This is a genomic window from Cupriavidus sp. 05T42, assembly GCF_056396345.1.
This window is the reverse complement of sequence record NZ_JBFTLH010000004.1, coordinates 117,688-135,650: the sequence shown is the minus strand read 5'-3', so window position 1 is coordinate 135,650 and position 17,963 is coordinate 117,688. Positions and strand designations below refer to the sequence as shown.

17 protein-coding genes are annotated in these 17,963 nt (G+C 68.3%); 11 read left to right on the top strand and 6 right to left on the bottom strand.

Features of this window, described 5'->3' with window-relative positions; all coding sequences use genetic code 11:
• Positions 1 to 25 precede the first annotated feature (25 nt).
• The 8 genes from bioB (at position 26) to AC1EJR_RS06740 (ending at position 7,538) form a co-directional block, all read left to right on the top strand.
• Positions 26 to 1,087 (top strand): biotin synthase BioB, encoded by a 1,062-nt coding sequence (bioB, locus tag AC1EJR_RS06775; RefSeq protein ID WP_092291355.1) that lies wholly within the window; start codon positions 26 to 28, stop codon positions 1,085 to 1,087.
• Between the two features lie 64 nt (positions 1,088 to 1,151).
• Positions 1,152 to 3,185, top strand: coding sequence for an acetyl/propionyl/methylcrotonyl-CoA carboxylase subunit alpha (locus AC1EJR_RS06770; protein WP_092291357.1), 2,034 nt, complete (start codon positions 1,152 to 1,154; stop codon positions 3,183 to 3,185).
• 96 nt (positions 3,186 to 3,281) lie between these two features.
• The gene (locus AC1EJR_RS06765) at positions 3,282 to 4,223 is read left to right on the top strand and encodes a 2-hydroxyacid dehydrogenase (RefSeq protein ID WP_477112755.1); all 942 of its coding nucleotides are present in this window, start codon (positions 3,282 to 3,284) and stop codon (positions 4,221 to 4,223) included.
• Between the two features lie 41 nt (positions 4,224 to 4,264).
• Complete coding sequence (locus tag AC1EJR_RS06760) at positions 4,265 to 5,197, top strand: hydroxymethylglutaryl-CoA lyase (RefSeq protein WP_092291361.1); 933 nt, start codon at positions 4,265 to 4,267, stop codon at positions 5,195 to 5,197.
• 37 nt (positions 5,198 to 5,234) lie between these two features.
• Positions 5,235 to 5,768: a YbaK/EbsC family protein gene (locus tag AC1EJR_RS06755; RefSeq protein WP_092291363.1), complete on the top strand. Its 534-nt coding sequence runs from the start codon at positions 5,235 to 5,237 to the stop codon at positions 5,766 to 5,768.
• A gap of 8 nt (positions 5,769 to 5,776) precedes the next feature.
• Entirely contained in the window at positions 5,777 to 6,037 is a 261-nt protein-coding gene (locus AC1EJR_RS06750; RefSeq protein ID WP_092291365.1) for a DUF1289 domain-containing protein, read from the top strand.
• Complete coding sequence (locus tag AC1EJR_RS06745; RefSeq protein WP_477105386.1) at positions 6,034 to 6,975, top strand: MBL fold metallo-hydrolase; 942 nt, start codon at positions 6,034 to 6,036, stop codon at positions 6,973 to 6,975. The genes AC1EJR_RS06750 and AC1EJR_RS06745 overlap by 4 nt, the downstream gene beginning before the upstream one ends.
• Before the next feature lie 14 nt (positions 6,976 to 6,989).
• Positions 6,990 to 7,538, top strand: coding sequence for a GNAT family N-acetyltransferase (locus AC1EJR_RS06740; RefSeq protein ID WP_477146978.1), 549 nt, complete (start codon positions 6,990 to 6,992; stop codon positions 7,536 to 7,538).
• A gap of 3 nt (positions 7,539 to 7,541) precedes the next feature.
• Here AC1EJR_RS06740 and AC1EJR_RS06735 read toward each other — a convergent pair whose 3' ends face one another.
• The 6 genes from AC1EJR_RS06735 to AC1EJR_RS06710 all read right to left on the bottom strand — a co-directional run bounded on the left by AC1EJR_RS06735 (position 7,542) and on the right by AC1EJR_RS06710 (position 14,269).
• Entirely contained in the window at positions 7,542 to 9,683 is a 2,142-nt protein-coding gene (locus AC1EJR_RS06735; RefSeq protein ID WP_092292095.1) for a TonB-dependent receptor, read from the bottom strand.
• 60 nt (positions 9,684 to 9,743) lie between these two features.
• The gene (locus tag AC1EJR_RS06730; protein WP_477112754.1) at positions 9,744 to 10,229 is read right to left on the bottom strand and encodes a hypothetical protein; all 486 of its coding nucleotides are present in this window, start codon (positions 10,227 to 10,229) and stop codon (positions 9,744 to 9,746) included.
• Complete coding sequence (locus AC1EJR_RS06725; protein ID WP_441591431.1) at positions 10,162 to 11,346, bottom strand: GTP-binding protein; 1,185 nt, start codon at positions 11,344 to 11,346, stop codon at positions 10,162 to 10,164. Before AC1EJR_RS06725 ends, AC1EJR_RS06730 begins: the two co-directional genes overlap by 68 nt.
• Positions 11,347 to 11,587: 241 nt before the next feature.
• Positions 11,588 to 12,007, bottom strand: coding sequence for an RNA polymerase-binding protein DksA (gene dksA, locus AC1EJR_RS06720; RefSeq protein WP_008642844.1), 420 nt, complete (start codon positions 12,005 to 12,007; stop codon positions 11,588 to 11,590).
• Positions 12,008 to 12,624: 617 nt separating this feature from the next.
• Positions 12,625 to 13,719 (bottom strand): CobW family GTP-binding protein, encoded by a 1,095-nt coding sequence (locus AC1EJR_RS06715; RefSeq protein ID WP_092291371.1) that lies wholly within the window; start codon positions 13,717 to 13,719, stop codon positions 12,625 to 12,627.
• A gap of 31 nt (positions 13,720 to 13,750) precedes the next feature.
• Complete coding sequence (locus AC1EJR_RS06710; protein ID WP_092292099.1) at positions 13,751 to 14,269, bottom strand: Fur family transcriptional regulator; 519 nt, start codon at positions 14,267 to 14,269, stop codon at positions 13,751 to 13,753.
• Between the two features lie 358 nt (positions 14,270 to 14,627).
• Here AC1EJR_RS06710 and AC1EJR_RS06705 point away from each other — a divergent pair, with 358 nt between their 5' ends.
• From AC1EJR_RS06705 to hslU, 3 genes are all read left to right on the top strand, one after another.
• On the top strand, positions 14,628 to 15,614 hold the full coding sequence (locus tag AC1EJR_RS06705; RefSeq protein ID WP_092291373.1) for a tripartite tricarboxylate transporter substrate-binding protein: 987 nt from the start codon (positions 14,628 to 14,630) through the stop codon (positions 15,612 to 15,614).
• Between the two features lie 210 nt (positions 15,615 to 15,824).
• On the top strand, positions 15,825 to 16,361 hold the full coding sequence (gene hslV / locus AC1EJR_RS06700; protein ID WP_092291375.1) for an ATP-dependent protease subunit HslV: 537 nt from the start codon (positions 15,825 to 15,827) through the stop codon (positions 16,359 to 16,361).
• A 48-nt stretch (positions 16,362 to 16,409) separates the two neighbouring features.
• Positions 16,410 to 17,741 (top strand): ATP-dependent protease ATPase subunit HslU, encoded by a 1,332-nt coding sequence (gene hslU / locus AC1EJR_RS06695; RefSeq protein WP_092291377.1) that lies wholly within the window; start codon positions 16,410 to 16,412, stop codon positions 17,739 to 17,741.
• Positions 17,742 to 17,963: the final 222 nt, after the last annotated feature.

Below are 17,963 nucleotides of genomic sequence, written 5' to 3'. Positions count from 1 at the left end.
GACTACACAGAATCCGCAAAAGACCATGACCCAACAAGCCCAACAATCCCAACAGACCTCCGCCCAGACCGTCGCCACGATTTCCGCCGACGCCCTGCGCCAGTCCGCCCGCAACCTGCAAGCCGCCGCCGAGCGTGATGAAAACGCCGCATGGCGGGTCGATGACGTCGCCGCGCTGTTCGCGCTGCCGTTCAACGACCTGCTGTTCCGCGCGCAGCAGGTGCATCGGGAACACTTCGACGCCAACACGGTGCAGCTTTCCACGCTGCTGTCGATCAAGACCGGCGGCTGCGAGGAGGATTGCGGCTACTGCCCGCAGAGCGCGCACCACGACGCCGGCGTGAAGGCCGAGAAGCTGATGGAACTGGACGCCGTGCTGGAGGCCGCCCGCAACGCCAAGGCCAACGGCGCCACCCGCTTCTGCATGGGCGCCGCCTGGCGCAGCCCGAAGGACCGCCATCTGGAGCCGGTGATCGACATGGTGCGCGAGGTCAAGGCGATGGGCCTGGAGACCTGCGTGACGCTGGGCATGCTCAAGGCCGAGCAGGCGCAGCGCCTGGCTGACGCCGGCCTGGACTACTACAACCACAACCTCGATACCTCGCCCGAGTTCTACGGCAAGATCATCGGCACGCGCACCTACCAGGACCGCCTGGACACCATCGGCCACGTGCGCGGCGCCGGCATCAACGTCTGCTGCGGCGGCATCGTCGGCATGGGCGAGGCACGCGAGGCGCGCGCCGGCCTGATCGCCCAGCTCGCCAACCTGGACCCGTACCCCGAGTCGGTCCCCATCAACAACCTGGTGCAGGTGGAGGGCACGCCGCTGGCGGGCACCGAAGCGCTGGACCCGTTCGAGTTCGTTCGCACGATTGCCGTGGCACGCATCACCATGCCGCGCGCGATGGTGCGCCTGTCCGCCGGCCGCGAGGCCATGGACGAAGCGTTGCAGGCGCTGTGCTTCATGGCCGGCGCCAATTCGATTTTCTATGGCGAAAAGCTGCTGACTACCGGCAACCCGCAGGCCGAGCGCGACCGCGCGCTGCTGGCCCGGCTCGACATCCGCGCGGAAGGCTACGCGGGATGACGGCCCTGCCGTGAGGTAAGCAACTGGCCGCCCCCCGGATAACAAGGGAAACAAAGGAGGAGCCATGTTCAACAAGATCCTGATCGCCAACCGTGGCGAGATTGCCTGCCGTGTGGCGGCCACGTGCCGCCGGCTGGGCATCCGCACGGTGGCCGTCTACTCCGATGCGGACGCGAACGCGCGCCATGTGGCGTTCTGCGACGAAGCCGTGCATATCGGCGGCCCGGCCGCGCGCGACAGCTACCTGCGCGCGGACCACATCATCGAGATGGCGAAGGAGACCGGCGCCCAGGCCATCCACCCGGGCTACGGCTTCCTGTCCGAGAACGAGGCGTTCGCGCAGGCGTGCGCCGCCGAAGGGCTGGTCTTCATCGGCCCGCCGGCCTCGGCCATCCACGCCATGGGCAGCAAGAGCGCGGCCAAGCAACTGATGGAAAGCGCGTCCGTGCCGCTGGTGCCCGGCTACCACGGCGAGGATCAGGACCCGGCGCTGCTGCGCCGCGAGGCGGACCGCATCGGCTACCCGGTGCTGATCAAGGCCAGCGCGGGCGGCGGCGGCAAGGGCATGCGCGTGGTGGAGGCGGGCGAGGGCTTCGAGGCCGCGCTGGCCTCGGTCAAGCGCGAGGCATCGGCCAGCTTCGGCGACGACAAGGTGCTGGTCGAGAAATACCTGACCCGCCCGCGCCATATCGAGATTCAGGTTTTTGCCGACACCCACGGCAACTGCGTCTACCTGTTCGAGCGCGACTGCTCGGTGCAGCGGCGCCATCAGAAGGTGCTGGAGGAGGCCCCCGCGCCCGGCATGACCGAGGAACGGCGCCGCGCGATGGGCGAGGCGGCGGTGGCGGCGGCCAAGGCCGTCGGCTACGTCGGCGCCGGCACGGTCGAGTTCATCGCCAATCAGGACGGCTCGTTCTACTTCATGGAGATGAACACCCGCCTCCAGGTGGAGCATCCGGTCACGGAGATGATTACCGGCCAGGATCTGGTGGAGTGGCAGTTGCGCGTGGCGGCCGGCGAGCCGCTGCCGCTGACGCAGGAGCAGCTCCGCATCGACGGCCACGCGCTGGAAGCGCGCATCTACGCCGAGAACCCCGACAACCAGTTCCTGCCGTCCACGGGCACGCTGCGCTTCCTGCGTACGCCGCCGGCGGTGCAGTTCATGCTTGGCGGGGACTCCCACGGCCCGGCAGGCGTGCGGATCGATGCCGGCGTGCGCGAGGGCGACACCATCAGCCCGTTCTATGACCCGATGATCGCCAAGCTGATCGTCTGGGGCCCCAACCGCGACGCGGCGCTGGCGCGCATGGAGCAGGCGCTGGCCGGCTACCACGTGGTGGGGCTGCAAACCAACGTCGCCTTCCTGCAGCGGCTGGTCAAATCCGAGGCGTTCCGCACGGCAGACCTCGACACCGGCCTGATCGAACGCAACCAGGCGGTGCTGTTCCCGCCGCCCAAGGCGGCCGGCATGGAGGCCATCGCGCTGGCCGTGGCTGCGCTGCTCGAGCGCGAGACCCGCACGCGCCGCATCGACGAGGCCGACCGGCACTCGCCGTGGACCCACGCCGGCCCGTGGCGCCTGAACGGCCGGGAGTCCCGTACGCTGTACTTCTCGCATCGCGGCAACAAGGTGGAAGTGGTGCTGCGCGCCGACCCGCGCCGCAGCACGCTGATCTATGCCGATCAGGCGGCGCCGTTCGCCTACGTGTTCAAGGCCGACGACATCCGCGTGGACCTGGGCACCCGCCGCACCCACGGCCAGGTGCACGTGGAGGGCGACATGTTCCACGTCTTCACCGCCGGCCGGCACACGGAACTGGCGTGGCTGGACCCGCTGGGCCACGCCGGCGAGGCCGAGAGCGAGGGCGGCAAGCTCACCGCCCCGATGCCGGGCAAGGTCATCGCCGTGATGGTGACGCCCGGCAGCACCGTCACGCGCGGCACCCCGCTGCTGGTGATGGAAGCCATGAAGATGGAACACACCATCAGCGCCCCCGCCGACGGCGTGGTCAGCGAGGTGCTCTACGGCGTGGGCGAGCAGGTAGCGGAAGGCGCGCAACTGCTGGCGTTCGCGGTGGCGGAGCCAACGGCTGCCTGACGGTTTGCTCCCTTCTCCCAGAGGGAGAGGGGAGCAAAGCAGGGTCTGCCGTGCCAAAATGCCCCCACAACACCCCCGAAAAGAACTGGAGTCGAGATGAAGTTGCAGTTGTACGTGCCGGATGGCCGCTATGAACCCTGGATCGAAGGCTTTGCCGAGGCGCTGCCCGAGGCGCAATGCCTGAAGTGGGAGGAAAGCCAGGGCGAGGCCGCCGACTACGCCGTGGTCTGGCGTCCGCCCGTGGCCATGCTGCGTGGCCGCCAGGACCTGCGCGCCGTGTTCAACCTCGGTGCCGGCGTGGACGGCATCCTGCGCCTGCGCGACGAAGACCCCGACGCGCTGCCGGCCGGCGTGCCCATCGTGCGCCTCGATGACGCCGGCATGGCCGCCCAGATGGCCGAATACGTCACCGCCGCCGTGCTGCGCTACTTCCGCAAGCTCGACGCCTACGACGCCCAGGAACGCGCCGGCACGTGGAAATTCCTCAAGCCCCATCGCCGCGCCGACTTCACCATCGGCGTGATGGGCATCGGCACGCTGGGCGCCCACATCGCCCGCACGCTGGCCGGCTTCGGTTTCCCGGTGCGCGGCTGGAGCCGCTCGGCCAAGGCCGTGGAAGGCGTGGAGTCGTTCCATGGCGAGGACGGCCAGCGCGCCTTCCTCGACGGCCTGCGCGTGCTGGTGAACGTGCTGCCGCTGACCACCGAGACCGAGGACATCATCGACACCGGCCTGCTCTACCGCCTGGCCCGTGGCGCCTATGTGATCAACGTGGCGCGCGGCCCGCACCTGGTGGAAGACGACCTGCTGGCCGCCGTGCGCGAAGGGCAGATCGCCGGCGCCACGCTGGACGTATTCCGCACCGAACCGCTGCCGGCCGACCATCCGTTCTGGCAGGAACCGCGCATCACCATCACGCCGCATATCTCGGCGCTGACGCTGCGCGAGGACAGCATCGCCCAGATCGCCGGCAAGATCCGCGCGCTGGCCGAAGGCAAGCCGATTGCCGGCGTGGTGGACCTGCAGCGCGGCTACTGAGCCGGGCCGGCACGTCCAGACAAGGAACCGAGGAGACAGCCATGACCATGCCCCAGTACGTGAAGATCGTCGAAGTGGGCCCGCGCGACGGGCTCCAGAACGAAAAAGCGATGGTGCCCGCCGACGTCAAGGTGACGCTGATCAACCAGCTCACCGACGCGGGCTTCGTCAATATCGAGGCCGCGTCGTTCGTCTCGCCCAAGTGGGTGCCGCAGATGGCGGACGGCGCCGAGGTCATGGCGCGCATCCAGCGCCGTCCCGGCACGCTGTATTCGGCCCTGACGCCGAACTTGCGCGGCTTCGAGGGCGCCGTGGCGGCCGGGGCCGACGAGGTGGTGATCTTCGGCGCGGCCAGCGAGGCGTTCTCGCAGAAGAACATCAACTGCTCGATCGCCGAGTCGATCGCCCGCTTCGAGCCGGTGGCGGCCGCCGCCAAGGAAGCCGGCGTGCGGCTGCGCGGCAGCATCTCCTGCACGCTGGGCTGCCCCTACCAGGGCGAGGTGTCCGTCCACGACGTGGTGGACGTGGTGCGCCGCATGCGCGACCTGGGCTGCGACGAGATCGACATCGCCGATACCATCGGCGTCGGCACGCCCGCGCGGGTGCAGGAAGTGATGCGCGCGGCGTCGATGGAGTTTGCGATCGACCGGCTCTCGGGTCATTTCCACGATACCTACGGGCAGGCGCTGTCCAACATCCTGGCCAGCCTGGAAGTGGGCATCGGCATCTTCCACGCGTCCGTGGCGGGGCTGGGCGGCTGCCCGTACGCCAAGGGCGCCACCGGCAACGTGGCCACCGAGGACGTGCTCTACATGCTCCACGGCATGGGGCTGCATACCGGCATCGACCTGGAGGCGGTGGTGCGCACCGGCGACTACATCTCGCAGGCCATCGGCCGCCCGAACAACTCGCGCGTGGGCCGCGCCCTGCTGACCAAGTGGGCGGCGGCGGACGACGCGGCGGTCTGCACCTGAGCTGCCCCCTATATAGATAGATAAGGAGAATCCACCCATGAGCGCGTCCCCCGCATCCAACGAGCCGAACGAACTCGGCGAATTGCCCGACGCCGCGCAGCGCGTGGCCGACCTGCTCGCCGGCATCGGCCATGACCGCCCGGTGGTGATGCTGCCGGCCACCGGCAAGACCTCGGCCGAAGCCGCCGCCGGGCTCGGTTGCAGCGTGGCGGAGATCGCCAAGTCGATCATTTTCCGGCGCGTGGCGGACGACGCCCCGGTGCTCGTCATCGCCAGCGGCAGCAACCGCGTGGACGAGGCCAAGGTGGCCGCCCGCGTGGGCCCGCTGGGCAAGGCCGATGCGAAGTTCGTGCGCGAGAAGACCGGCTATGCGATTGGCGGCGTCTGCCCCATCGGCCACGCCGTGCCGCCCGTGATGCTGCTCGACCAGGACCTGTTCCGCTACGAGAGCCTGTGGGCCGCCGCCGGCCATCCGCACGCGGTGTTCAACCTCACGCCGCACCAGCTCCAGGCCATGACCGGCGCCGAAGTTGCCGACGTGGCGGCGCAGGTGGCGCCGGTGGCTAACTGACCCGCGCGATGTCCGCCGTGCTCCCGCCCGCCGCGCGCCGCCTGCAAGCCGACCTCACGCGCGGCGCCGCAGCCGCGTTGGGGACGTCGCCGGTGGCGTCCCCGTGCCGCAACGTCTGCAAGATGGACCCGGTGACCGGCTATTGCGAAGGCTGCCTGCGCACCATCGAGGAAATCGCCGGCTGGTCCCAGGCCGATGATGCCGAGCGCCGGCGCGTCTGGGCGCTGCTGCCTGCGCGCGTGGCGTGGCTGGGCGGAGACGGGGCATGAACGCGCCGCTTTCCTTTTCCGCCTCTTTGCCGCCGTCCGTCCGCGTGTTCGAGCGCGGCTGGCTGTCGGCCAACAACGTGCTGCTGGTCGATGACGAGACTGGCGACACGGCGCTCGTCGATACCGGCTACCTGACCCACGCCGCCCAGACCGAGGCGCTGGTCGCATCGGCGCTCGATGGCCGGCCCCTGCGGCAGGTCATCAACACTCATCTCCATTCGGACCATTGCGGCGGCAACGCTGCGCTGCAGGCGCGCTGGCAGCCACGCACGTCGATCCCGGCCGCCGAGGCGGCGGCGGTGTCCGCGTGGGATGACGACGCCCTGAGCTTCGTGGCCACCGGCCAGCAGTGCCAGCGCTTCACCTTCGACGCGCTGCTGCACGACGGCGACCACCTGCGCCTGGGCGGGCTCGACTGGCACGTGGTGGCCGCGCCGGGCCACGACCCGCACGCAGTCATGCTGTTCGCCCCCGGGCCGCGCATCCTGATCTCGGGCGACGCGCTCTGGGAAAACGGCTTCGGCGTGATCTTTCCCGAACTCGACGGCGAAAGCGGCTTCGCGGAGCAGGCCGCCGTGCTGGCGCGCATCGCCGAACTCGACGCCCGCCTCGTCATCCCCGGCCATGGCCGCGTGTTCGGCGATGTGTCCGAGGCGGTGGCGCGCGCGCAGGGCCGGCTGGCCCACCTGCGCGGCGACCCGCTGCGCAACGCCAGCCACGCGGTAAAGGTGCTGGTGAAGTTCAAGCTGCTGGAGCAGCAGTCGATGTCGCGCACCGCGCTGCTGGCGTGGATGCACGGCACGCCGCTGATGCAGCGCATCCACGCGCGCTTCATGGCCGAGACGCCGTTCGAGACGGTCTTCGCCCAGTCCCTGCGCGGGCTGGCGGCGGTGGGCGCGCTGGCGCTGGACGGCGAGACCGTCCACAACCGCGACTGAGGCGCCGGGCCATGATGCCGCCGCTGCGGGGCAAGGACTTCATGCTGCGGCCGTTCCGTGCGGCCGATGTGCTGCCGTTCGCGGCGGCGGTGCGGGAGTCGATGGCCACCGTCGGCGCCTGGATGCCGTGGGCGCGGCATGACTACAACACGCTGGACGCCCAGGAGTGGTTCGCGCGCTGCGACGCCAATATGGCGGATGGCTCCGCGTTCKACATCGGCGTGTTCTCGCCCGATGGCCGGGAGCTTTACGGCGGCGTGGCGATCAACCAGATCCGGCCGGAGGACAACCTCGGCAACCTGGGCTACTGGATTCGGGAGAGCCGCCAGCGGCAGGGGCTGGCGGCGGGCGCGGCAACGATGATGGCCTGCCATGGCTTCCACGGGCTCGGCCTGACCCGCATCGAGATCGTGGCGGCCGAGGCCAACGTGGCGAGCCGCGCCGTGGCGGTGAAGATCGGCGCCACGCTTGAATGCATCGCCCGCAACCGGCTGATCCTGCGCGGCAGGCCGGTTGCGGCGGCGGTGTACTCGCTGGTGCCGGAGTGGTTCTCGGGGGGCTGACCCTTAGAACGACGTCCGCATGCCGATCTTGACACTGCGGCCCGGCAGCGGGGCGATGTCGCGCAGGATCGACGTGGCGCTGCGGGCTTCCTCGTTGGTGAGGTTGTCGCCGCGCACGTAGAACAGCGTCTGCACGCCCGATACCTTGAGCTTGTACGTCAGCGCCACGCCCAGCGTGGTGTACGCGTCGGTGGGCGTGTCGCCGCTCGGCACGCGGCTCTGGCGCGCGTTCCAGTTCACGTCCATGCGCGCGCCCCACGGGCCGGCGCCGTAGACCAGCGCGCCGCCCAGCCGCAGCGGGGACAGGCGCGGCAGGGCCTCGCCGGTGTTGCGGTTCTCGCCGTGGACGTAGTCGGCGCGGGCTTCGAAGTCCAGCGTGTCGCTGGTCGTCAGCATCTTCTGCAGCAGCCGCGTCTTGCCTTCGGCCTCGAAGCCATACAGCGTGGCCGGCACGCCGAGGTATTGCAGCTCCGGCAGCGCGCCGTCACTGCCGGCGGCCACCACATTGCCTTCCGCGTCGCGGAAGCTGCCCGAATTCACCAGCGCCAGGTAGTTCTGGAATCGGCTGTAGTAGCCCGAGAGCGAGCCGCTATGCGCGCCCTGCTTGAAGCGCACGCCCAGGTCCAGCGAGGTGGCGCGCTCCTTGTTCGCGTTGGGGTCGCCTACCTCGTAAGAGCCGGTGGCCAGGTGGGGGCCGTTGGCGTACAGCTCGTAGAACGTGGGCGCGCGCTCGGTGTAGGACAGGTTCGTGGTCACCGACCACACCGGGTCCAGCTTCCACAGCAGCCCGGCCGAAGCGCTGCCCGCGTTGAAGCTGCGGTTCGCATCGGTAAAGCGGTCGTTGCCGTTGGCGCTGGCCTTGACGCTGCTGTGATCCAGCCGGCCGCCGAGGTTCAGCTTCAGGTCGCCCGAGGCCACCAGCGGCATTTCCTCGAACACGAAGATGGCGGCGTTGTCCGTGGCGGTGCTCGGCACGAACGCCTCCTCGCCCAGCGCGGAGAAGTTGGTGTGGCCGAACTGCGTGCCGATCACCCCGGTCATGTTGCCGATCTTGCCGTGCGTGGCTTCCAGGCGGGCGTCCCAGCCGTGGTTCTTGAAGATCGTGCCGGTCTCGCCGTCCTCGATCTCGCGGTGTTCGTAGTCGGTGTAGCTGAACTTGCCCTTCACCGCCTCGATAAAGCCGCCGGTGTTGTTCGACAAATTGCGCGCCTCGCCCTCCACCGCGTAGCGGTCCTGGCGCATCTTGATGCGCGCGTCGGCTTCGGCCGGGGTGCCGTAGTCGTTGCGATAGGTCGAGAAGTTGGCGCCGACGAAGCCGTCGCTCCAGGTGTAGGCGCCGCCCATCGCGCCGCCTTCCTGGTGCGCGTTGGTGTTCGGGATCTTGCCGTAGGCCTCGCTCTCGCCCTCGGGCAGCGGCTGGGTGGCGCGCAGGTTGCCGCTGCGTGCGTAGCCGGGGATCTTCAGGTCGCTGGTCTGGCGCACGAAGGCGTCGGCGTGCACGGCGAACTGGCCATTGCCGGCCTCGATCAGGCCGCTGGCGTTGCGGCCCTTGTCGCCGCCGATGGTGCCGCTTACGTCCGCCGCGCCGCTCACGCCGGTAATCGGGTCGCGCGGGATGCGGTTATCGATCACATTCACCACGCCGCCGATGGCGCTGCCGCCGTACATCAGCGCGGCCGGGCCGCGTACCACTTCGATCTTCTCGGCCACCAGCGGGTCGATGGGCACCGCGTGGTCATAGGAGAGCGTGGAGGCGTCCAGCGTGGAACCGCCGTTCTGGAGCACCTTGATACGGTCGCCATCGAGCCCCCGGATGATCGGCCGGCTCGAGTTCGGGCCGAAATAGGTCGAGGTCACACCGGGCAGGCTGTTCAGCGTCTCGCCGAGTGTGCTGGCCTGGCGCACGGCCAAGGCGTCCCCGCCGAGCGAGGAGACCGGCGCGACCATGTCGTTGAGGTCGCTGCCGAGCGGATTGGCAGTGACCACCACTTCCTTGAGGGTTTGCGGGGCGGCCTGAGGGGCAACCGGAGTCGCGGCTTCCTGAGCCGAGGCGCCAGCGGTGAAGCCGGCGGTGACGAGAAAGGCGGCAACGGCCGCCAGCGGGGTGCGGCGCACCGCCGAGGAGAAATGAATAGGGGAGGACATGGCTCGCGATTCGAATTCGATGACGAAGCGCGGGCGGCGGTTCACACCGCAGCCGCGCGATCAGGCGAAGACGGGCGAGGCAGGCGGGGCGCGAGAGTGGAAGGGCCGGGCGGCGGGCAGGTCGGGCCAACGCCAGGCGAGGCTGGCCGGCTTGACTGGCTTGCCGAAGACCAGCACCGGCAGGTCGACGCTGCCGTGGTGGCTGTCAGCCAGCGTCGCGCCATCGAACAGCACGCACGAGTGCAGGCCGAGCTTGAGCGCGAAGGTGTCGGTATGGGTGTCGGTGCTGTCAGTGGCGGCTTCAGCCGTCACCGGGGCCGTCATGCCCGGCAGGCCGCCGTGCATCACGCGGTGGATCAGGCCCGCGTGCTGGGCCAGCAGCAGGCACAGCACGAGGCACAGCGCGGTCCAGAGGCCGGGGCCGTGGGCGCGCCAGCGGGCCATCCGGCCGCCGATGCGGTCGGCGAGAAAGGTGGCTTCAGTGCGCATGGCCGCAATCGCACGCGTCATCGCCATGATCGTGGTCATGGTCGTGCGCGTGGTCATGATCGTGATCGTCACCGAAGGCGTCGCCCCAGTCGGGGAACGGGTCGGGGTAGGCCGCCCATGCTTCGGGGCCCGCCGCGAGTTCGGCGTCGGTCAGCAGGCAGGTGTCCAGCCGGGCTTCTAGCCCCGGGGCGTCGAGGTTCTCGCCGATCAGCACGAGTTCCTGGCGGCGGTCGCCGTACTCGGCGGGCAGGCCGTCATCGACCATATCGGCCTCGATGCCGGCGCGCGAGGCGGCGTCAGCCGGCCATTCCTCGGCGTCGATCGCGGCCCACCAGGCGCCGGCGGCACCGGGGCGGCACACGCCGCCTGCCTGATGCCAGTCGCCGGCAATGTCCATGCGGCTGGCCAGCCAGAAGATGCCCCGGGAGCGCAGCACGTCGCCATGCTCGCGCATCCATTCGGTATGAATCAGGTCCGCGAAACGCTGCGGATGGAACGGGCGGCGCCGGCGGTACAGCAGGGCCCCCATGCCAGCGGCGGCCGGCACCGGCTCGCCCTGCAGCGCCACCTGCCAGCCGGCGGCATTCGGGGTGGCGTCCGGGTCGAAACGGCCCGTCCCGAGCACGCGCCCGTCCGGCACCTTGCCGTGGCTCGCATCGACGAGGTCCGCGCGCGGGTTCAGCGCGTGCAGTACCGCGTGCAGGCGGCCGAGCTGGCCGGCATCGACCAGGTCGATCTTGTTGATGACGATGACGTCGGCGACTTCGATCTGGTCGATCAGCACGTCCACGACGGTACGGTCGTCGTCGTCATGGGCGGCCAGGCCGCGCTCGGACAGGAAATGGGCGTCGTGATAGTCGCGCAGGAAGCGCTCGGCATCGACCACCGTCACCAGGGTGTCCAGGTGCGCCACGCCTGCCGGGGCGTCGCCGTGGGCGTCCTCGAAGGCGAAGCCCTCGGCAATGCCGAGCGGCTCTTCGGTGGCCTGGGCTTCCACCACCACGTAGTCGTGCTGGCCGGCGAGCGCCAGCCGGTCCACCTCGGCCAGCAGGTCGCCCTGGCTCGCGGCCACGGCCACGCGCGTGCCGCCCTGCGCGAGCAGGTGTTGCAGCACGGTGGTCTTGCCGGCGCCGGAGAAGCCGGACAGTACGGTGACGGGCAGACGAGGAGCCATGGAACGGGCGATTTCGGCGATGGGCGCGCCAAAGCGGCGCGCAAGGTGTTATTGCAACAAGGTTGCGACTGTAGCAGAAAGCCGCGCCGGACGACAGCCCGGCCACGTGGGTAGGTGTCCTGCCAATGGTAGTGCCGTGGCCGCCGTGAGACAAACCGCCCGGCACCGGCGCGTCATCAATGTGTCACCAAACAAAACGGCCCGGATGACCGGGCCGTGTTTGTCGGAGCGGGGCGGGAGATCAGTCCCCGAACAGCTTCTGGCGCAGTTCGCGGCGCTGCTGGGCTTCCAGCGACAGCGTGGCCGTGGGGCGGGCCAGCAGGCGCGGCACGCCGATCGGCTCGCCGGTTTCCTCGCACCAGCCGTAGTCGCCGGATTCGATGCGCTGCAGCGACTGCTCCACCTTCTTCAGCAGCTTGCGCTCGCGGTCGCGGGTGCGCAGCTCGAGGGCGTGTTCTTCCTCGATGGTGGCGCGGTCGGCCGGGTCCGGCACGATCACCGTCTCGCGCAGGTGTTCCGTGGTCTGGTCCGCATTCTTGAGGATTTCGTCGCGAAGCTGCTCAAGGCGATTCTTGAAGAAGGCCAGTTGCGCCTCGTTCATGTAATCCTTGTCGCTCATCTTCAGGATTTCAGCTTCAGTCAGAAGTTTGTTGCTGCTCATGGTTGCTGCTGATTCTCTTGTTGATGCGACCGGCGGCGTCTTGGTCCGCTCGGGTGCAGTGGCCGCCCGCTTGCGCGGTGCGGTCGGTTCACTCTGGCTGGCTGCAGTCTTGCTGCTTCGCGTGCCTCCCTTGGCCTCGCCCGCATCGGCGTGCGCCGTACTGCCGCGGGGAGCTGGCGCTGCCTTCACTGCTGGCTGCGCGTCTGGCGTCTCCGCCGCAGCGGTGCCTGTCTTGCTGCGGCTTTCTTTGGTCTTCGTTGCGGCTGTCATGGGGACACCTCTCTCTACGCGTCGACGAGTGACGGCGCTGTTGCCAAGGTACCCCAAGCGGAGGGCGGTCTCCGCATGAAGCACTGCGACCGCGCCTGCCGGCGGCCCGCCTCATGCTGACGACGACCGCCGCCCTGCCAATACCGGCGCCGCTCAAACGTGCGTCGCCCGTATCAAATCCGGCCTATTGTACTTGAACAAGTTTTTCGTAGATATGGGAGAAAGCCGGACAAGAGACAGGAGTTTTCCCGGTACCCCGCCCAAAGGAGGGGAAGGGTGGGCGGAAAACCGGTCCGGCGGCAACCGCCACAGGATGCGGCGGTTGCTTCACATCGGGTTGTAGGGGCTCAGGCCAGGCAGGCAGCCAGTCCCTTGAGGATGGCATCGCGCGGCAGGTCCACGCCGATGAAGACCATCTTGGTGCCCGGGGTCTCGTCTTCCCACTTGGCGCCGATGTCGCTGCCCATCAGCTGGTGCACGCCCTGGAACACCACCTTGCGGTCCACGCCTTCCATATAGAGCACGCCCTTGTAGCGCAGCAGCTTCTCGCCATAGACCGACAGGATGCCCGACAGGAATTCCTCGAGCTTGCCGTAGTGGAACGGCTTGTCGCTGCGGAAGACGAACGAGGCGATGTGGTCCGTGTGGTGGTGATGGTGGTGGTGATCGTGCACGCCATGCCCGTGACCGTGGTCGTGGTCATCGTGGTCGTGGCCGCAGTGCTCGTCGTGCACGTGGCCATGATCGTGGTCATGGTCGTGCTCATCGTGCTCATGGGCCTCGGCGCGCAGGAAATCGGGGTCGATCTCGAGCTTCTCGTTCAGGTTGAAGCCGCGCAGGTCGAAAATCGTGTCGATCGGGGTCTCGCCGAAGTTGGCGGTGCGGATCGGCGCGCGCGGGTTCATGTGCAGCAGGCGATGGCGCAGGTCGGCCACCTCGGCCTCGGGCACCAGGTCGGACTTGGTGATGAAGATGGCGTCGGCAAAGCCTACCTGGCGCTGCGCTTCCTCCTGCTTGTCCAGCTGGAGGTTGCCGTGCTTGGCGTCCACCAGCGTGATCACGGCGTCCAGCAAGTAGCGCGCGGCGATTTCCTCGTCCATGAAGAAGGTCTGCGCCACCGGGCCCGGGTTGGCCACGCCGGTGGTCTCGATCACCACGCGGTCGAAATCGAGCTTGCCTTCGTCGCGCTGGGTGATCAGGTCGGACAGCGCCTGCACCAGGTCGCCCCGGATCGTGCAGCAGATGCAGCCGTTGCTCATCTGGACGATCTGCTCGCGGCCGTCCTGCACCAGGATCTCGTTGTCGATGTTCTCCTCGCCGAACTCGTTCTCGATGACGGCGATCTTCATGCCGTGCTGCTCGGTGAGGATGCGCTTGAGCAGCGTGGTCTTGCCGCTGCCGAGGAAGCCCGTCAGGATCGTGACCGGGATCAGTTTGGACATGTCTTGGAACTCCGGGAAAGGTTTGCGGCGCCTAGTGGGCGTCGCCGGCGCCGCGCGTGCGGCCGCATTCGGCGCACACGCCGTTGACGGTCAGCTCCACGTGCTCGACGGCAAAGCCGCGCGGCACCTTGGGCGCTACCGACGGCGCGGGCACGCCGGCCGCCTCGAGGCAGAACGTGCGGTCGCAGCGGGTGCAGTGGAAATGGCTGTGCTGGCGATGGACTTCGGCGCGCGCGGCCTCGTGCTCCACCAGCGTGAAGCGGAACACGCGGTCATGGCCCGCGCGCTTCTGCGCCAGCCCCTGCTCGACCAGCCAGTCGAGCACGCGGTAGACCGTGACGCGGTCCACGTCGCCATCGGCCGGCAGGCGGTCGATCACGGCCTGGTGCGTGAGCGGGTCCTCGGCGTCGATCAGGCAGGCGAGGATGGCCACGCGCGGCTGCGTCACGCGCGCGCCAAGCTGGCGCAGGCGCGCCTGCGCAGCGTCCAGCGTGGCGTCGGGGAGCGGCCCGGCTGCCTGGGCGGCCGGATGCGGGATGGTGCGTGTCATGCGGGCCATTTAACCATAGCGACCGGGTCGATGCAATTCAGTTGCGTAAGCGGCTGCGCGGCACGAGCGCGGCGCAAGCGTGGCGAATCCGCCGAAAACGCCGCTTTCTCGCGGGTTAGCCCCTATACCTCGCTAATCTTTCAGGTTGCTAACATCCACCTCCGGCTCCGCCTGTCAGCGGGGTCAGTTGCTGTTCGCTTCCCATACATTGAGCCGATGGTCACCGCGTGTTTCCAATATGGACCGCGACCGGCGGCGCCGCCTCCCGGGCGGCCCGGCCGGCGGCAAGGGGTGTAAAGAGGAGGAGGCAAGGCGGATGGTGAGAACGGGAAAAGCAGGGTATCCAGGAGAGACAGTAATGAAACGAGTTGCAATGCATTTCGCGGCCGCGCTGGCTGTTGCCGGCGTGGGCGTTTTCACGGGGGCGCAGGCTCAGGAATATCCCGGCAACAAGCCGGTCCAGGCCGTGGTGCCGTTCGCGGCTGGCGGCCCGACCGACAAGGTGGCGCGCGAGCTGACCATGGTCATGTCCAAGCACCTGGGCACCACCATCGTGATCGAGAACCTCGGCGGTGCCGGCGGCACCATCGGTGCCAAGAAGGTGGCCCAGTCCAAGGGCGATGGGTACACCATCCTGATCCACCACATCGGCATGTCCACGGCACCGGCGCTGTACCGGAACCTGGGCTTCGACCCGCTGAAGGACTTCGAGATGGTCGGTGAAGTGGCCGACGTGCCGATGGTGCTGGTCGGCAACAAGCAACTGCCGCCGGCTACCTTCAAGGACCTGCTGCCGTACATCAAGGCCAATGCCAGCAAGCTGTCGATGGCCAACGCCGGCATCGGCTCGGCCTCGCACCTGTGCGGCCTGCTGTTCCAGAGCGCGATCCAGACCGAGCTGACCACCGTGCCGTACAAGGGCACKGCGCCGGCGCTGACGGACATCCTGGGCGGCCAGGTCAACCTGATGTGCGACCAGACCACCAACATCGCCGGCCAGCTGAAGGCTGGCGCGCTGAAGCCGTACGCGGCCATGCAGTCGCGCCGCGTGGAGGCGTTCAAGGACATCCCGACCGCGGCCGAGCAGGGCCTGCCGGGCGTGGAAGTGAAGATCTGGCACGCCATGTACGCGCCGAAGGGCACGCCGAAGCCGGTGATCGACAAGCTCTCCGCCGCGCTACAGAAGGCCGTGGCTGACCCGACGTTCCGCGCCAAGATGGCGGAACTCGGCGCCGAGGCCGTGCCGGCCCAGCGCGCCACGCCGGAGTCGCTGCGCACGTTCCTGACGGCGGAAATCAACAAGTGGACGCCGGTGATCAAGAAGGCCGGGGTGTACGCGGACTAAGCACGGACTAACCCCCGCGCCAGCCCGGAAGGCAGAAGGCCACGCAGCGATGCGTGGCCTTTTTGTTTTGGCGCCCGCCCGGCGCCTTCTATATTGTGKGGATTGCCCGTGGCGGGCGCCTGTGATGCGTGCGGCTCTTGAAAGCGCGCTGCGTGTCGCCACCTACCMCCTGACACACTCCACAGATCACAGAAGGACCACGAAGGCACCATGGAACAGTATCACGGCACTACCATCGTCAGCGTCCGACGCGGCAACCAGGTTGCGCTCGGCGGTGACGGCCAGGTCACTCTCGGCAATATCGTGATGAAGGGTACGGCGCGCAAGGTGCGCCGCATCTACAACGGCAAGGTGCTGGTCGGGTTTGCCGGCAGCACGGCCGACGCCTTCTCGCTGCTCGACCGCTTCGAGGCCAAGCTCGAGAAGTACCAGGGCAACCTGACCCGCGCCGCGGTGGACCTGGCCAAGGACTGGCGCTCGGACCGCGCGCTGCGCCGGCTCGAGGCCATGCTGATCACGGCCGACCGCGACACCACGCTGGTCATTACCGGCAACGGCGACGTGCTGGACCCCGAGGGCGGCATCGCGGCCATCGGCTCGGGCGGTGCGTACGCGCAGTCGGCGGCCAAGGCGCTGATCGAGAACACCGAACTGGCTCCCCAGGACGTGGTCGAGAAGGCGCTGACCATCGCCGGCGAGCTCTGCATCTACACGAACACGAACTTCGTCATCGAGACGCTGGAATAAGCGTCGCCCGCTGGCGCTGCACCGCACCGCACTGAACCCCCGGATACCATGTCGCAAACCATGACCCCGTCGGAAATCGTTTCCGAACTCGACAAGCACATCATCGGCCAGAACAAGGCCAAGAAGGCCGTGGCCGTGGCGCTGCGCAACCGCTGGCGCCGCCAGCAGGTGGAAGACCCGCTGCGCCAGGAAATCACCCCGAAGAACATCCTGATGATCGGGCCCACCGGCGTGGGCAAGACCGAGATCGCGCGCCGGCTGGCCAAGCTGGCCGATGCGCCGTTCATCAAGATCGAGGCCACCAAGTTCACCGAAGTGGGCTACGTGGGCCGCGACGTGGACACCATCGTGCGCGACCTGGCCGAGATGGCCATCAAGCAGACGCGCGAATCKGAAATGAAGAAGGTGCGCACCAAGGCCGAGGACGCCGCCGAGGACCGCATGCTGGACGTGCTGCTGCCGCCGCCGCGCGACATCGGCTTCGCCCAGACCGAGGACAAGGACTCGAACACGCGCCAGGCCTTCCGCAAGAAGCTGCGCGAGGGCCAGCTCGATGACAAGGATATCGAGCTGGAAGTGGCCGCCGGCCAGCCGAGCATGGACATCATGGGCCCGCCGGGCATGGAGGACATGACCGAGCAGATCCGCACGATGTTCGCCGGGCTGGGCCAGGGCAAGAAGCATCGCCGCAAGATGAAGGTCAAGGAAGCGTTCAAGCTGCTGATCGACGAAGAGGCCGCCAAGCTCGTCAACGAGGAGGAGCTGAAGCACAAGGCCATCGCCAACGTCGAGCAGAACGGCATCGTGTTCCTGGACGAGATCGACAAGATCGCCAGCCGCAGCGATGTGGGCGGCGGCGAGGTGTCGCGCCAGGGCGTGCAGCGCGACCTGCTGCCGCTGGTGGAAGGCACCACGGTGAACACCAAGTACGGGATGATCAAGACCGACCACATCCTGTTCATCGCCTCGGGCGCGTTCCACCTGAGCAAGCCGAGCGACCTGATTCCCGAACTGCAGGGCCGTTTCCCGATCCGCGTGGAACTGGAGTCGCTGTCCGTGCAGGACTTCGAGGCCATCCTCACCCAGACCGACGCCAGCCTGACCAAGCAGTACCAGGCGCTGCTGAAGACGGAAGAGGTGGACCTGCAGTTCGCGCAGGACGGCATCCGCCGGCTGGCCGAGATCGCGTTCTCGGTGAACGAGAAGGTCGAGAACATCGGCGCGCGCCGGCTGTACACGGTGATGGAGCGGCTGCTGGAAGACCTGTCGTTCCACGCCACCCGCTCCTCGGGCGAGACGGTGACCATCGACGGCAAGTATGTCGATGAGCGCCTGGCCGACCTGGCCGGCAACGAGGACCTGTCGCGCTACGTGCTGTAAGCCGCCCCGGCGGATTTGAAGGAACAACGAGCCAGACCGATGTCTGGCTCGTTTTGTTTTGGGGTCTTGACCGGCATGTGTCAGCGGCCCGCGCGGATGCCTCCCGCCAGTAACGACCGTAAGCATTGGTAAGCATGCTGGCGCCGGACCTCGTCGAAATGCGACCCTTGCGCACCTTGCTGGTCGATGGACCGGAGCGGGAGCCACCGCATTTCACTTCAA

Excerpts from the sequence above, each read along its gene's own strand:
- bioB (WP_092291355.1), top strand. The coding sequence starts at position 26 with ATGACCCAACAAGCCCAACAATCCCAACAGACCTCCGCCCAGACCGTC.
- AC1EJR_RS06770 (WP_092291357.1), top strand. The coding sequence starts at position 1,152 with ATGTTCAACAAGATCCTGATCGCCAACCGTGGCGAGATTGCCTGCCGT.
- AC1EJR_RS06765 (WP_477112755.1), top strand. The coding sequence starts at position 3,282 with ATGAAGTTGCAGTTGTACGTGCCGGATGGCCGCTATGAACCCTGGATC.
- AC1EJR_RS06760 (WP_092291361.1), top strand. The coding sequence starts at position 4,265 with ATGACCATGCCCCAGTACGTGAAGATCGTCGAAGTGGGCCCGCGCGAC.
- AC1EJR_RS06755 (WP_092291363.1), top strand. The coding sequence starts at position 5,235 with ATGAGCGCGTCCCCCGCATCCAACGAGCCGAACGAACTCGGCGAATTG.
- AC1EJR_RS06750 (WP_092291365.1), top strand. The coding sequence starts at position 5,777 with ATGTCCGCCGTGCTCCCGCCCGCCGCGCGCCGCCTGCAAGCCGACCTC.
- AC1EJR_RS06745 (WP_477105386.1), top strand. The coding sequence starts at position 6,034 with ATGAACGCGCCGCTTTCCTTTTCCGCCTCTTTGCCGCCGTCCGTCCGC.
- AC1EJR_RS06735 (WP_092292095.1), bottom strand. The coding sequence starts at position 9,683 with ATGTCCTCCCCTATTCATTTCTCCTCGGCGGTGCGCCGCACCCCGCTG.
- AC1EJR_RS06730 (WP_477112754.1), bottom strand. The coding sequence starts at position 10,229 with ATGACCACGCGCACGACCATGACCACGATCATGGCGATGACGCGTGCG.
- AC1EJR_RS06725 (WP_441591431.1), bottom strand. The coding sequence starts at position 11,346 with ATGGCTCCTCGTCTGCCCGTCACCGTACTGTCCGGCTTCTCCGGCGCC.
- dksA (WP_008642844.1), bottom strand. The coding sequence starts at position 12,007 with ATGAGCAGCAACAAACTTCTGACTGAAGCTGAAATCCTGAAGATGAGC.
- AC1EJR_RS06715 (WP_092291371.1), bottom strand. The coding sequence starts at position 13,719 with ATGTCCAAACTGATCCCGGTCACGATCCTGACGGGCTTCCTCGGCAGC.
- AC1EJR_RS06710 (WP_092292099.1), bottom strand. The coding sequence starts at position 14,269 with ATGACACGCACCATCCCGCATCCGGCCGCCCAGGCAGCCGGGCCGCTC.
- hslV (WP_092291375.1), top strand. The coding sequence starts at position 15,825 with ATGGAACAGTATCACGGCACTACCATCGTCAGCGTCCGACGCGGCAAC.